This window comes from Streptococcus sp. P25B114 (assembly GCF_053010325.1).
Window position 1 is genome coordinate 118331 of record NZ_JBRKNW010000001.1, and the last position, 15668, is coordinate 133998.

At 42.3% G+C, this 15668-nt stretch carries 12 protein-coding genes; 11 read left to right on the plus strand and 1 reads right to left on the minus strand.

Annotated elements, in window-relative coordinates; all coding sequences use genetic code 11:
• Positions 1-4 precede the first annotated feature (4 nt).
• Complete coding sequence (locus ACVC7T_RS00555) at positions 5-1618, plus strand: N-6 DNA methylase (RefSeq protein ID WP_447262263.1); 1614 nt, start codon at positions 5-7, stop codon at positions 1616-1618.
• Complete coding sequence (locus ACVC7T_RS00560) at positions 1611-2801, plus strand: restriction endonuclease subunit S (RefSeq protein ID WP_105137537.1); 1191 nt, start codon at positions 1611-1613, stop codon at positions 2799-2801. The genes ACVC7T_RS00555 and ACVC7T_RS00560 overlap by 8 nt, the downstream gene beginning before the upstream one ends.
• Positions 2802-2868: 67 nt before the next feature.
• On the opposite strand, the gene ACVC7T_RS00565 is transcribed toward ACVC7T_RS00560, so the two are convergent.
• Positions 2869-3645, minus strand: coding sequence for a DUF6261 family protein (locus ACVC7T_RS00565; RefSeq protein WP_447262264.1), 777 nt, complete (start codon positions 3643-3645; stop codon positions 2869-2871).
• A gap of 406 nt (positions 3646-4051) precedes the next feature.
• On the opposite strand from ACVC7T_RS00565, the gene ACVC7T_RS00570 reads away from it, so the two are divergent.
• The 9 genes from ACVC7T_RS00570 (at position 4052) to ACVC7T_RS00610 (ending at position 15454) form a co-directional block, all read left to right on the plus strand.
• Positions 4052-5083: a Fic family protein gene (locus ACVC7T_RS00570; RefSeq protein ID WP_447262265.1), complete on the plus strand. Its 1032-nt coding sequence runs from the start codon at positions 4052-4054 to the stop codon at positions 5081-5083.
• A gap of 57 nt (positions 5084-5140) precedes the next feature.
• Positions 5141-5758: a DUF5052 family protein gene (locus tag ACVC7T_RS00575; protein ID WP_172022739.1), complete on the plus strand. Its 618-nt coding sequence runs from the start codon at positions 5141-5143 to the stop codon at positions 5756-5758.
• Positions 5759-6268 (plus strand): N-acetyltransferase family protein, encoded by a 510-nt coding sequence (locus ACVC7T_RS00580; RefSeq protein WP_447262266.1) that lies wholly within the window; start codon positions 5759-5761, stop codon positions 6266-6268.
• Complete coding sequence (locus tag ACVC7T_RS00585; RefSeq protein ID WP_447262267.1) at positions 6258-6911, plus strand: DNA alkylation repair protein; 654 nt, start codon at positions 6258-6260, stop codon at positions 6909-6911. Before ACVC7T_RS00580 ends, ACVC7T_RS00585 begins: the two co-directional genes overlap by 11 nt.
• Positions 6912-6919: 8 nt before the next feature.
• Entirely contained in the window at positions 6920-7207 is a 288-nt protein-coding gene (locus ACVC7T_RS00590) for a DUF1905 domain-containing protein (protein WP_105160431.1), read from the plus strand.
• Positions 7208-7775: 568 nt separating this feature from the next.
• On the plus strand, positions 7776-11048 hold the full coding sequence (rexB, locus tag ACVC7T_RS00595) for an ATP-dependent nuclease subunit B (RefSeq protein WP_447262268.1): 3273 nt from the start codon (positions 7776-7778) through the stop codon (positions 11046-11048).
• Positions 11045-14656: a helicase-exonuclease AddAB subunit AddA gene (gene addA, locus ACVC7T_RS00600; RefSeq protein WP_447262269.1), complete on the plus strand. Its 3612-nt coding sequence runs from the start codon at positions 11045-11047 to the stop codon at positions 14654-14656. Before rexB ends, addA begins: the two co-directional genes overlap by 4 nt.
• 23 nt (positions 14657-14679) lie before the next feature.
• Positions 14680-14949: a nucleoside-diphosphate kinase gene (locus ACVC7T_RS00605; RefSeq protein WP_447262270.1), complete on the plus strand. Its 270-nt coding sequence runs from the start codon at positions 14680-14682 to the stop codon at positions 14947-14949.
• A gap of 121 nt (positions 14950-15070) precedes the next feature.
• Positions 15071-15454 (plus strand): PH domain-containing protein, encoded by a 384-nt coding sequence (locus ACVC7T_RS00610; RefSeq protein WP_024397275.1) that lies wholly within the window; start codon positions 15071-15073, stop codon positions 15452-15454.
• Positions 15455-15668 lie beyond the last annotated feature (214 nt).

Sequence of the window (15668 nt, forward strand, 5' to 3'; positions counted from 1 at the left end):
CCAAATGGAAGACAATTATATCGTACAGGTACAAAGCCAAGTAAAAGGCTTGGTAGATGAACTCAATGCAGTATTAACCAATGCAGGATTATGGGGTGAAGCAGGAGGGTATAAACTCTTGACCCAGTCCTTCCTATATAAGTTTTTAAATGATAAGTTTCTCTACGAAGCCTTAGTCGTTGACAATAACTATGATTATCAAGGTCTTTTGGACCTTTCTGAAGAGGATTATGACTGGTTTTTAGACGATATTGGGACTAAAACTGCTCATCTAAAACCTGAACAATTGATTGAAAGCTTACACCGTCAACAGAACCAAGCAGATTTTTCTGAGATTTTTGAACAAACGCTCAATCAGATTGCCATTGACAACAATGCTATTTTCTCAGTTCATACGGATGGTGGAACAGATATTCGCCTCTTTGATCAACGCTTGATTACGGATACCATTTCTGATGCCAGCAAGCGAAATGAAGTGGCGGCTTCTATTATCAATCTCTTGGCGCGTGTTAAATTTGACCAGCAGATCTTTTCACAGGGCTTTGACTTCTTCTCTACCTTGTTTGAGTACATAATTAAGGACTACAACAAGGATAGTGGAAAGTATGCGGAATACTACACACCTCACTCTGTTGCCAAAATCATCGCGGCCATTTTGGTGGGAAATGACCAACCAAGTAACGTCAAAATCTACGATCCTTCTGCAGGTTCAGGTACCCTTTTGATGAACTTGGCCAGCCAGATTGGTACGGACCGTACCAGCGTTTACAGTCAGGATATTTCTCAAAAATCCTCCAATCTCTTGCGTCTCAACTTGATTCTCAATGGCTTGCAGCATTCCATTCACAATATTGTACAGGGAAATACTATCCTCAACAATCGTCATGTGGAGAAGATGGACTATATCGTGTCCAATCCTCCTTTCAAACTGGACTTTTCGGAATGGCGGGACCAGGTAGAAAGCCTACCAAATAGCAGTGAGCGATTTTTTGCCGGTGTGCCGAAGATTCCCAACAAGAAGAAAGAGAGTATGGCTATTTACCAACTCTTTATCCAGCATATTATCTATAGTCTTAAAGAAGATGGGCAGGCAGCTATTGTCTTGCCGACGGGCTTTATCACTGCCCAGTCAGGTATTGACAAGAAAATCCGTCAGCACCTGGTCGATGAGAAGATGCTAGCAGGAGTTGTGTCCATGCCGTCCAATATCTTTGCGACCACAGGAACCAATGTCTCTATCCTCTTTATTGATAAGAAGAATAAGGACGATGTGGTCTTGATTGATGCTTCTAATCTGGGAACCAAGGTCAAGGAAGGCAAGAACCAAAAGACTGTCCTTAGCACTGATGAAGAAAGCCAAATCATTGAGACCTTTATTAACAAAGAAGTTGTCGAAGACTTTTCTGTCAAGGTCAGCTATGAGGAGATTAAGGACAAAAACTACTCCCTCAGTGCAGGTCAGTACTTTGACATCAAGATTGACTACGTTGATATTAGCCCAGAAGAATTTGAAGAAAAAATGCAAGGCTACCAAGACCGCCTAGCCAATCTCTTTGCCCAAACACATGAATTGGAAAAGGAAATAGCGGAGCAGATGAGGAGGGTGAGGTATGAGTGAGGTTGTTAGTTTAGAATCATTATGTTCTGGAATTATTGATTGTCCACATAGTACTCCGAATTGGAAAGTAAGTGGAATACCAGTTATAAGAAATTATAATTTAGTTTCTGGTCGAATAGATAAGACTAATCTATCATATGTAACTGAGGAAGAGTTTTTATTACGTACAAAAAGAGCAATTCCTGAGTACGAGGATATAATAATTTCTAGAGAAGCACCAATGGGTGTTGTTGGTATTGTGCCTGAAAAATTTAAGTGTTGTTTGGGTCAGAGATTGGTACTATTAAAAGTTGATAAAGAGAAATGTTACCCGAAATTTTTATTATATTCTTTGATGTCTAATTTTGTTCAAAAACAGATTGAAAGAGTAAATTTAACAGGCTCAATAGTGAGTAACCTAAACATATCATCATTACAAGATTTACAAATTAATCTTGTAACTTATTCACAACAGGTTGATATTGCTAATTGTCTAGATTTACTAGACCAAAAAATCGCTATTAATAACCAAATCAACGAAGAGTTGGAGGCTATGGCCAAGACGCTTTATGACTATTGGTTTGTGCAGTTTGATTTCCCTGATGAAAATGGTAAGCCCTACAAGTCCTCTGGTGGTAAAATGGTTTATAATGACCAACTCAAACGAGAAATACCAGAAGGGTGGGGAGTGAAGCAGTTGGGGGAGTTGGCGGATTTGTATCAACCCCAAACACTTTCTGAAAAAGATTTAATTAGTAATGGTAGGTATTTTGTTTATGGTGCTAATGGAATAATTGGAAAATATAATAAATACAATCACGAAACTCCAATGTTAGCAATTGCTTGTCGTGGAAATTCATGTGGAGCCATTAATATTACTCAACCTTTTTCTTGGATAACAGGAAATGCAATGGTTGTGAAGCCAAAATTTGAATATATTTGTATTGATTATCTGAAATACTCATTGTTAAATGGAAACATTTATAAAACAATTTCTGGTTCTGCACAACCGCAAATTACAAGAACTAATCTATCACCGTTATTGTTATTACAAGCAGATGAAACAATATTGAGTGAGTATGCAGATAGAATTAATTCTATGTTTAGTTTAAGGATTAAAAATTTTCAACAAAACCAAGAACTGACCCAACTGCGTGATTGGCTCTTGCCAATGCTGATGAATGGGCAGGTTAAAGTTGAGTAGTCAGTATTCAAGTGACTTGCTAACATAGAAAAACTCCCCCTAATCAAAGGACTAGGGGGAATTTTTTCTATCTTGTCTCCAACTCTTTTCCTTGTGGTAGACTTGTCACGATGTTTATGGAAGCAGTATTTGTTCCTGTTTGATTTTTCTGTCGCGTTCTTTCTGAAAAATCTTGACGAATGTCATTTAAGACTTGCAGGATAATTTTCTCTGGTGCCGTTGGGTCATAGCTTATTTTATTAACCAAGTGACTATAAAGTAGGGTGTACAGATTGAAGGCTGTTTTACGGACTTCCAAGCTGTTAATCTTTTCGCGAGTGCTGGTGTCCTGACTTCTTTTCAGATAGAGACGATAAGTGCTTTCATGGCTTTCACGGAGATTGGCAACAGCTTCATCTAACATAAGTAGGCTAATATCTTCTGAGTAGGGTGGCTTCGCCAGTCGGGCTAGCAAAGAATCAATCAAAGCAGATGATTCTTGCATATTGGTAGACCTTGTATTTTTGTATAGTTTGATGAGCTCTTGTAGGCGGTGATAGGCTTGCAATCTCTCTGGTGTCCGAGTATTTTTAAAGAGTTTGAGTCCGCTGACAAAGGCAGAGTAGTCAGCCTTTCGATTTTTTAGAGCCTTGTTTAAGTCACTCGTCATGTCTGAGCCACGTTTTTGTTTGAGACTTTTTTTCAGTAAGGGCAAGGATTCTTCAAGCTGTTTGACTAAGTCCGTTACCATGGGGTCATTGGTGGCTGCACTATATTGTTTCAAGGTATCAACACTAGTGGTGATGAGTTGTGTAAATTCTGCTTGATTCAGATGTTGTGCATATAATGGAATTCGGATTTTCATTTGTGTACCTCACTATCTTTTTTTCTGGTCATCTTATCTATTCGTAAATAAGTAGAAAAAAATAGAATTATTTCAAAAAAAGTTTTTAAAACTTCTCAAAACAGCACAGTTACCTATAATAAAATTTTATTTTTAAGAAATTGCATTGAAACACAAAGATATAAATGCTTAAAAGTAACAATTCAGTTTGTTTTGCTTATTTAAAAATCGTTTTTACAATGAAATTATTGTTTTGATATGTTTTCAAATTGAAATGATATGATTTCAGTTTGTTTATTGAATACCTTGCACACATTTTTCTTTGTTTAGGCAATTCCATGGTACAATAAGGTATGGGCTTTTAAGTTCAATTATAGAATAGAAATTTAATATTGAATTTTAACAACCTTAATATAGAAAGGTCATCATGCAACCAAACTATACTTTAACTGAAAAAATGATTAGCCGAGTAGCAGAGATTTCTTCTTTGACGACTCGCCTTGTTTTAGAAAAGCGTGATCTGCATTTACGAAAGGAAAACCGTATTCGCTCTATTCAGTCATCATTGGCGATAGAAAATAATAGTTTAACTATTGAACAAGTAACAGCTATCATTGAAGGAAAACGTGTCTTAGGAAGGCCGAAAGAAATTCATGAAGTTCAAAATGCCTATGAAGCTTATGAATTTGCTTTTGGCTTAGATCCTTATGAAATCAATGATTTCTTGCGTGCTCATGCTGCATTAACTCAAGGATTAGTAAAACAATCAGGGAAATTCCGTACAACGGATGTAGGAGTCTATGATGGTGAGGGAAATGTAGTCCATGTTGGTGCCCGACCTCAATTCATTAAACTTCTTGTTGAAGACTTATTTGCTTGGGCAAGACGGAGTGATTTACACGCCTTGATTAAAAGCTGTATTGTCCATTATGAATTGGAAATTATTCATCCTTTTGAAGATGGAAATGGACGCATGGGGAGATTGTGGCAAAGTTTGTTACTTTACCAATGGGAGTCAATTTTTGAGTGGATTCCAATTGAAACAGTAATCTATAAATACCAACAGGATTACTATGATAGTTTAACAATCAGTAATACATCAGTTGATGCAACTGTTTTTATCGAGTTCATGCTTGATGCAATTTTTGAAACATTAGAAGAATATTCGCTCACTAATTCGCTCACTAATTCGCTCACTAATTCGCTCACTAATTCGCTCACTAATTCGCTCACTAATTCGCTCATTTTGAGTGAGCAGATTATGAGCGAAAAAGAGCAGGCTGTATTTGAAAAGGTTGCTCTTTTTTTACGTCAACATTCGACTATCTCTAGCAAAGATTTACAAGAGTTAATGGGATTCAGTCCAGCTACAGCTCGTCGATACTTGTCTCGATTCGAGGAATATGGATTTCTTCGATCCTCGGGCAGTACCAGGAAGAAGTATTATTCGCTGTCATAGACGGTCTCATAAACATTTTTCATGGTACAATAAGGTATCAACCATTGGAGGTTTTATATGAAATGGAATAAAAAACTAGCACTTAGTGCCGTCTTAGTCGCAAGCTTGTTTACTTTGTCAGCCTGTCAGTCGATTTCAAATTGGTGGAAAAATACCAAGGAAGAATGGATTGGTTTGGAAATGACAGTTCGGACATTTGATGAGAATTCTCAGTTAATCGATGAGATGTCTGGTAAGTCCCTATCGATTTCGCGGAATGAAGAATTCGATTCAGTGGATGCCGAAGGCTATTCCAATGCGGATTCGTCTGTTTTGAAGGTGACACTAGGTAATTATGAAATTGACCATGTTGGTTCTTCTTTGATTGCTGCCGAAGAGGGCCTGGAGGATTTATTTGCCAAGTATCAATCGACTGTAGATATTGCCAACTATGATCGTTCTATTCCCTTGGTTAATCGGATGGTTTCTAGCTTGAAAAATGATTTTACTGGTAAGGCTAAGGTTGTTTTAATTCGTTCGCAAAATGGAACACCATTAGCGACCTATGTTGGTGATAAGGTATCACTTTATGCTTCTGATGCGCCAAAAACATCTGAGCTCTTGATTGATGGTAAGCGTTTGATTATCTACCGTTGTGACTATACTATTTATGACAGAGAATTGTTGGAGAACTAGATGATAAACATTCGGTCAGCTCAGATAGAGGATGCTGCAGATTTGGTGGCTATCTACGCTCCTTATGTTGAAAATACAGCCATTACTTTTGAGACAGAAGTGCCTACGGTGTCAGACTTTGCTAGTCGGATTAAAAAGACCTTGGAGAAATTCCCCTATCTTGTCGCAGAAGAAGAAGGGCGGGTTGTGGGGTATGCTTACGCATCGACCTACTATGCTCGTGCTGCATATGATTGGACAGTTGAAATGTCTGTATATGTCAGTAATGAGGCACGTGGAAAAGGAATCGGAAGTCTTTTATATGATGCCATAGAAGAAGATTTGAAAGCGCGTGGCTTTAAGAACTTTTTAGCCTGTATTGCTCTTCCTAATCCAGCCTCGCTTGCTCTCCATGAGAAGAGACGGTATGAACAGGTAGCACATTTCAAAAATGTTGGTTATAAATTTGATACCTGGCATGATATTGTCTGGCTTCAAAAATCTCTTGTAGGTAAGCAAAATGAAGATTGACGAATTAGAAAAACGTTTGTTGGCTGTGGCAGATGCTAGTCAAGCTCAACCTATGAAAGCCTACATGAAAAATAACTTTGAATTCCTAGGTGTACGAACGCCTGACCGCCGAAAAGTTGCCAAGCAGTTTTTCAAAGATTTCAAGGCACAGGGAATTGACTGGGATTTTGTAGAGGCTTGTTGGGCTAGACCTTACCGTGAATTTCAATACATTGCCATTGATTACCTGGTCACCAAGAAAAAAGCCCTGGTTCTAGCTGATTTATCCCGCTTGAAAAAATTAGCCCAGACCAAGTCTTGGTGGGATAGTATTGACGGACTGGACAAGCTAGTGGGTAAGATTGTAATGGACAATCCAGAGGCCAAGCAGACCATTTTGGAATGGAGCCTTGATGATGATTTCTGGTTGAGGCGAATTGCCATTGACCACCAACTCTTGCAGAAAGAAAAGACAGATACAGAGTTGTTGGAACAAATCCTAATCAATAATCTCAATCAGATTGAATTTTTCATTAACAAGGCGATTGGCTGGAGTTTGCGAGATTATTCCAAGACCAATCCTGACTGGGTACGGGCTTTTCTAAAAAAGTACAGTTCCCAAATGGCAGGCTTATCCATTCGTGAAGCTAGTAAGTACATTTAGGAGGAATCTTGTCTAAAGTATATGAATTTGTAGCAACTATCCACCCTGTTCCAGATAAGGGCGGAGCCTATGTCATATTTCCCTATGATATACGAGAAGAGTTTGGCAAGGGGAGGGTAAAGGTACATGCCAGATTTGATGGTCATCCCTATGATGGCTCCATTGTCAATATGGGAATCAAGGATGAAACAGGTAATATCTGTTACATTATTGGCGTTCAAAAGGCTATTCGAGCGGCTATTGGAAAACAGGCTGGTGATAGTGTACAAGTAAGCATTCAAGAACGAATGGAGTAATCAGGCTTGCAAATCCTTGAGATTATGGTAGAATAGTTACATGCGATGAGCCGAGTAGTGACTTTGTCACAATCGACGCTAGGGAGGTCTTCATGTAGAACCTATATTCACAGCTCGGCACATGTATCTAAGGCTAGTTTCTTGCTACTCATCGTTAGCTTTTTTAGAAATACAGTCAGTATTCCTTCAAAAAACTGCCTTGTTTATCAAAAAACTATCTCTTACCTAAATGTACCTTACTTGTGAATATAGGTTCTTATTTGAGACGCAGGAGCGGACCTTGGTTAGATGCTGTGAACCTTCTAACCTCATCGGAAACGATGCCCTTGCCCACCCTTGAGGTGGGCTTTTTTTGGTATAATGGAAAAAGAACCTGTATTCACAGTTCGGCACTTTTATCTAAGGCTAGTTTTCTACTACTCATCGTTAGTTTTTTAGAAATACAGTCAGTATTCCTTCAAAAAACGGTCCTAATTATCAAAAAACTATCTTTTACCTAAATGTACCTTACTTGTGAGTCCAGATTATAAAGAACAGTTCATAGACGCCAGAATTGTGTGAGGAAACCATGAAGTTATATTATTCAGACATCAGCAATGATATTACCAAGAAGTTGACCGCTTTAGCACTGGAAGAGTCCCATCGGGTTCAACGGGTATTTTACATTGCGCCCAACTCCTTGTCCTTTGAAAAGGAAAAAAAAGTCCTATCCTACCTGCCGAGAAAGGCTAGTTTGTCAATCCTGGTGACCCGCTTTGCGCAAATGGCCCGTTATTTTATCTACCATGAAGAGAACAGCAAAAATGCGTTGGATGATTTGGGCTTGTCCATGATGGTCTATCGAGTTTTAGCACAGTTTGAAGATGGTGATTTGCAGGTCTATGGCCGCTTGAAGAAGGACCCGGTATTTATTGAGCAGGTGGTCAATCTTTACAAGGAATTGCAAACCTCCAACATGCCCCTTTCTGCCTTGGAAAATCTGGAGACTTCTGCCAAGAAGGCAGATATTATCAAGATTTTGTCAGCCTTGCAGGACGTTCTCATGGACGAGGATTATGAAAATGAGACCAAGTTGGCGCAATTCAGACGGAAAGTAGAGTCAGGTCAATTGGATGACCAGCTCAGCCAGGTGGTCCTGATTGTGGACGGTTTTACGCGTTTTTCAGCTGAAGAGGAAGCCCTAATTGCCAGCCTTCATGGGCGTGTAGCGGAAATACACATTGCCAGCTATGCCAGCAAAAAAGCCTACCAGGAAACTCATCTTGAGGGGAATGTTTTTCAAGCTAGTGTTGAATTTCTCCGTCACTTGGCTTTTAGCTACCAGACCAAGCCCATTTTCATGGACGGAGTTGATCAAGGCAAGTTGACAAGGGATGATGGCGATGTTCCGAGGCCATCCCTTGCAAAACTCTCCAAAAATATTGAAAGCCAGTTTGATTATTCCAAACCTGCCTATGAGCTGACTGAAGAGGATTTGTCAGCTATTGAAATTTGGGAGGCTACCAATCAAAAGGAGGAGGTCGAAGCGGTTGCTCGTTCCATTCGTAAAAGATTGTTTGAGGGGACTCGCTATAAGGATATCCTAGTCCTGCTAGGTGATGTGGATAGCTACCAACTTCAGATTGGCAAGATTTTTGATAAATATGAAATCCCCTACTATTTTGGTAGAGCTGAGGAAATGAGCCACCATCCGCTGGTGCATTTTGTGGAGTCCCTGGAGCGTCTAAAACGCTATAATTTTCGGGCGGAGGACCTGATTAACTTGCTGAAATCTGGTCTCTATGGCCAGTTGGAGCAGGGGCACCTGGACCGCTTCCACGCTTATATTACCTTTGCGGATCTCAAGGGCCAGGCTAAGTTTTCTCGTGATTTTACGGTCAATAGCAGAGCGAATTATGATTTGGAGGTTTTGAACCAGCTACGAGAGAACATTATGGCACCTCTGACACAGTTTTTCAAGGCTCGTCCGCAGTCAGGCCAATCCCTCCTAGAAAAATTCATGGAGTTTGCCCGTCGCATCAACTTGGCTGAAAATATGGCTGCCTTGTCAGAAGGTCTGAGCCAGCTGCAAATTGAAAAAGAGGAAGAGGTTTGGAAGGCTTTCTGCCATATTCTGGAAGTTTTTCAACACTTGTTTGCCAAGGAAACCCTGTCGGTCGAAGATTTCCTTTCCCTACTCAAGGCGGGTATGCAATCTAGTCATTACCGGACCGTGCCAGCTACGGTGGATGTAGTGTCTGTCAAGTCCTATGATTTGATTGAACCGCATACGGCCAAGTATGTCTATGCCCTGGGGTTGAGCCAGTCGAATTTCCCAAAAGTTGCCAAGAATACAGGTATTTTGACCGACGAGGAGAAGGCCAGGATGAATGAACGTTCGGACTCCCTAGCCCAGTTCCACATTCCTAGTCGGGAAAATGGCAAGAAAAACCATGCTACCTTTATGTCCTTGCTGCATTCGGCGACTGAGCATCTGGTCTTATCAGCTCCGCAATTGTACAATGAAGGTCAGGAATTAGTCTCTCCTTATCTGAAGCTATTGACGGGCTTGGGTGTGAAATCCATTGAAAAAGGTCGGAGGAAGACCCTTCTGCCAACGGATGTCGGGCATTTTAATGGTCTCCTATCCCAAGTAATTAAGCTCAATCCTGAGGAATTGGCTACAGAAGAGGATACTGATATCAAGAACTTTTGGTCGGCGGCTGTCCGTTATCTTGATAAGAAGTTAAAGCAAAAGGGCGTTACCATTCCGACAATTTCCAGCCAATTGCGCAGTCAGAAGCTGGCCAAGAAAACTCTGGCAACCCTCTATCCAGTTGACCAGCCCTTGAGGTTGTCGGTGTCTAGTTTGACGGACTTCTACAAGAATGAATACCTCTTTTTCATTAAGCATGTCCTGCGTTTGCAGGAGCAGGATTCTATTCGACCGGATGCTCGTAGCCATGGGAATTTCCTCCATCGGATTTTTGAGCGCGTGACCATGGACCACAGCAGTGCCTTCTTCGATGAAAAGTTGGAGCAGGCCATTGCAGCAACCCGTCAGGAAAAGGATTTCCAGGCCCTATACGGTGAGAATGCCGATAGTCGTTATTCGGAGCAAATTTTGTTGGACGTAGCACGTGCAAGTTCCCTCGTTTTAAGAGGCGATAATCCTGTGCGAGTCTTGGCCAATGAAGCAGTGTTTGGTCAGAACGAGCAAGCCCATTTAGAACTAGAAGGTGGTCGTAAGCTACAAATTATCGGTAAGATTGACCGCCTGGATCAGCTGCTATCAGACCAGGCTTTGGGTGTGGTTGACTACAAGTCCAGTGCCAATAGCTTTAAGATTGACAGATTTTACAATGGCCTTAGTCCCCAGCTCATTACCTATCTGTCGGCCGTTAGTCAGATGAAGGTTGCTGGGCAGACAGATAAGGTATTTGGGGCCATGTATCTGCATTTGCTGGATCCCATTGTCAAATTAGCCGATACTAAGGGGCAGGACCAGGTACTTGCTGAAGCATACAAATCCTTGGTTTATAAGGGCTTGTTTATCGAAGAGGAGAGCAATCGTCTCAACCAGCTCTATCATAAGACCAAGGCCAGTCTGTATAGTCGCAAGAAATTAGGGCTTCTAATGGCCCATAATGAGAAATTGTACCGCCAGGCAGCCAGCCGCATTTTAGAGGGGGAATTTGCCATCAATCCCTATACAGAAGATGGACGTTCCGTTGCAGGTGACCAGCTCAAGGCCATTACCGGATTTGAAGCAGACCGGCATCTGAGCCAGGCTCGTGTCTTGGTCAAGGGTGGTAGGCGAGAAGACTGGTTAGAGCGAATGAAAGGAGGGAGCCAATTGTGAGCTTTCAAGCATTTTTAACCGAAGAAGAAATCAATGAGATTCAGGCCCAGGAATTGGCTTCCGAAAAAGACCAGAAGCGAACTCCAGAGCAGATTGAGGCCATTTACAGCCATGGGCAGAATATTTTGGTGTCCGCATCAGCGGGCTCAGGAAAAACCTTTGTCATGGTCGAGCGGATTTTGGACAAGCTCAAACGGGGTGTCCATATCGACCAGCTCTTTATATCCACCTTCACGGTCAAGGCGGCCGGTGAATTGAAGGAGCGGATTGAGAAAAGGCTCAACACGGAAATCAAAGAGACGGTGGATGAGGACATTCGCAGGCATTTGACGGCTCAATTGGCTGAATTGGGTAATGCGGATATCGGAACCATGGACTCTTTTACCCAGAAATTAGTCACGACCTATGGCTATGAGCTGGGCGTGGCGCCCAATTTTCGTATCATGACAGATAAGAATGAGCAGGATTTGCTGAAAAATGAAGTGTTCGGTGATCTCTTTGCAGATTATCTGTCTGGAAAAGATGGCAAGTCGTTTGAGCAATTGGTTCGGAATTTCTCCGGCAACCGCAAGGATAATAAGAATTTTCGGGAATTGGTCTACCAGATCTATGACTTTAGCCAGGCAACTAGCGCACCAGACAAGTGGCTGCGGCAAAATTTGCTCAAGGGCTATCAAGTTTATAAGGACTGGGAGAGCCTACCTAGCTCTAGCCTAACAGGTTTGCTGGCAGCCATGTTTCAGGCCGCTGATGACCTGCAGGACTTGACTGATTTGCCGGATTACAAGCAAAAAACAGCCAAGGGAGAGGATACGGCGGCCTACAAGAAGCACCAATTGATTTTCCAAAGTCTGCGCGAGTGGGCCCAGGAATTTGACAGGCATATGGATGCGGCCCGCCTGCCGGAATTGACTGGTAAATTAGTGGACATCCTCCCTTCGTCCAGCGATGTCACAGTGGCTGGGGTCAAGTACCCTGTCTTTAAGCAGCTCAAATCCCACTTGCAGAATCTCCAGTTTTTAGAGACAATTTTTGCCTACCAGCCCCAGGTCTTGCCACTTATGAGGATTTTGCAGGAATTTGTTTGCGATTTCTCTTATCAATATTTGCAGGCCAAGATGCAGGAAAATGCTTTTGAGTTTTCTGATATCAGCCATTTAGCCATCGGTATTTTAGAAAGCAATGCGCAGATTCGCCAGCATTTCCAAGAAAAGTACCATGAGGTCATGGTGGACGAGTATCAGGATAACAACCACACCCAGGAGCGGATGCTGGACCTCTTGTCAAATGGGCACAATCGCTTTATGGTGGGAGATATCAAGCAGTCCATCTACCGTTTCCGTCAGGCGGATCCTCAGATTTTCCAAGATAAGTTCGAGCTCTACCAGGCCAATCCAGAGGCTGGCAAACTGATCCTGCTCAAGGAAAATTTCCGTAGCCGGGTAGAGGTCATCGATGCGACCAATGCTATTTTCACGCGCCTCATGGACAAGGAAGTGGGGCAAATCAAGTATGATGAGACCCATAGCCTGGTTGCTGGTAGTGAGGAGCAAGGGAAACTAGAACTCATCCTGCCCAATAATGAGATGGAGTATTTGATTTACAATACGGATATATCTGACGAGGAGCAGGAGGAGCAATCTTTTACAGCTGGCGAGGTGGAGCTGGTGGCCAAGGAAATCATTCGCCTGCATAAGCAGGAAGGAGTAGCTTTTTCAAAGATTACGCTACTGGTGCCAAGTCGGACCCGCAACGATGCTATCTTGACCAGTTTTGAAAAGCATGGTATCCCCTTGGTAGCGGATGGTGGTATGGCTTCCTATCTCAAGTCGCTGGAGGTCATGGTCATGCTGGACACCCTGCGGACCATTAACCAGCCACTCAATGATTATGCCCTGGTAGCCCTGCTCAAATCCCCTATGTTCGCTTTTGATGAGGACCAGTTGGCTCGTCTGGCTCTCCAGTCAGAGACTGGATTTTTCTACGACAAGATTCAGCTGGCTCTATCGGGTCAATCGGAGAATGCAGACTTGATTGAGCAGGATTTACTGGAAAAAGTTCAGAAGTTTGATGCCGTCTTGTCAGACTGGAGAAAATTTGCCAAGCTTCATTCCATTCACGACCTGATTTGGAAGATTTTCAATGATCGCTTTTACTATGATTATGTGGGTGCTCTGCCCAATGGTCAGAAGCGGCAGGCCAATCTTTATGCCCTGGGCTTGCGGGCCAATCAGTTTGAAAAGACAGGATTTAAGGGCTTGTCACGCTTCATCAGCATGATTGATAAGGTCCTAGCCAGCGACAATGACCTGGCCGAGGTAGAAGTGGCTGTTCCCAAGGATGCTGTCCAGCTCATGACGGTCCATAAGTCCAAGGGCTTGGAGTTTCAGTATGTCTTTCTCATGAATATGGACAAGAAGTTCAATGCCATGGAAAGTCGGGCGCCTTATATTCTCAGTCGGGAAAATGGCCTGGGCATCCAGTTTATCGCAGATATGAAAGACCAGTTTGATACGCCGCTCCCGCATGTGCGCGTGCAAATGGACACCCTTCCCTATCAGATAAATGGCCAGGAGCTGAAAATTGCCAACCTATCGGAGCAAATGCGCTTGCTCTATGTAGCTATGACCCGTGCGGAGAAAAAGCTCTATCTAGTGGGCAAGGGCAGTCAGGAAAAATTAGCTACTCGCTACGATGGCAAGAGTCAAGATGGCGTTCTTGCAAGGGCCAGCAGAGAGAGCATGACCTCTTTCCAAGACTGGGTGCTAGCCATTGAGGCGGCCTTTCCAGACCAAGACCTGCATTTCAAGAAGCGCTTTATCCAAGACACTGATTTGGTATTTACTGATGAGGATAAGTTGGAAATGCCTGACAAGCAGACCAATCCTGGGGGCAAAGACCAGCGACAGTCTAAAGCTATTTCAGATACTATCAAGCAACTAAAAGGTGTCGAAGAGCTCAATCAGCGTTACAAGCCAGCTATTGATTTGCCGACCTTGCGAACGCCAAGTCAGATTAAAAAACTCTATGAGCCGGTCTTATCTGAAGAGGCCCTGGATGTGATTGAACCGAGACAGACAGAGCATTCCTTTAGCTTACCGAATTTCACTAAACACAAGCAGGTGACGGGTGCTGATATGGGGTCTGCCATCCATGAGCTCATGCAGGCTATTGATTTATCATGGCTGGTGACAGAGGATACGGTTAAAGAAGCTCTTGCCCGTGTGCAGGCTGATCAGGCTGTCAAGGACAGGATTGATACTCAGAAGATTTTGGACTTTTTTGATACAGATTTGGGACGGGAAATCTTGTCCAATACTGACAAGCTACACCGAGAGGCACCTTTTGCCAGTATCCAAAAAGATGCAACTTCTAAAGAGGAATTTGTCCTGCGTGGAATTATAGACGGCTACATCCTTTATGAGGACCATATCGTTCTGTTTGATTACAAGACCGATAAATACAAGCATCCGGAACAATTACGAGAACGTTACCGGCAACAAATGGCCCTCTACGCTGCCAGCTTGAGACAGGCCTATGCGATTGACCGAGTGGACTCATACTTAATTCTTTTGGGCGGAAATCAGATTGAGGTTTTGTCCCTCTGACACCTGTAAAATGGAGGTAATTTATGGAACGTACATTTTTCATTATTAAACCAGACGCTGTCCAGCATGGGCTGGTGGGGCAGATGATTTCCCGCATCGAGCACCGTGGCTTTACCATTTCTGATTTGAAAATGATGACGGCGAAGGAAGACTTGATTGCCGCCCACTATGACCATTTGACGGACAAACCATTTTTCCCGCAATTGGTGGACTATATGACCAGTGGACCGCTGATTGCTGGTATCGGGTTATTTGTGATATTATTGATGATGAATTGGTTGTACTTGTGGTGACTGTTGGCTATCGTCGTGATGTTTATTAAGTTTGACAGCAGCAAAAACTCTTCTGGGGTTTTTGCTTTTTTTATTCCACATTTTTCGGTAAAATAAGGAAAAGTAAAAAAGGAGTAAACACATGGGTTTGTTTTCAGGTTTGATGGGCAATGCCTCGCAGATGAATAATGACAAGGTAGAGCAAGAGTTGGCAGATATCCTTTTGGATGCGGAACAGGTAGAAATGGCCTTTAGTTTGGTTCGCGACCTAATTGTCTTTACCGAGTATCGCTTGATTCTGGTGGACAAACAAGGAATGTCAGGTAAGAAGGTTTCCTACAAGTCCATTCCCTATCGTTCGATTTCACGATTTACGGTTGAAACCTCCGGTCATTTTGACCTAGATGCGGAGTTGAAAATATGGATTTCTTCAGCAGCAGAGCCAGCAGAGACTCTGCAATTTAAGAGCGACAAGTCCGTCATTGCTATTCAAAAGGCCTTGGCGTCTGCTGTTTTAGGTAAATAGATAAATGTAGAAAGTGATTTTTGGGTCACTTTCTATTTTTTTATAAAAAATTTAACATTTTCCAGATTTTTTGAGAAATTTTGCGAATTGATAGGTGAAGGGATATTTGGTAATGGTCTGATTATGACAAATGTTACAAAAATATTTCGAAATATTACGTTTTTGTTTTTATTTTTACAAAACCTATGTTATAATAAAAATATATGTAAGTGAA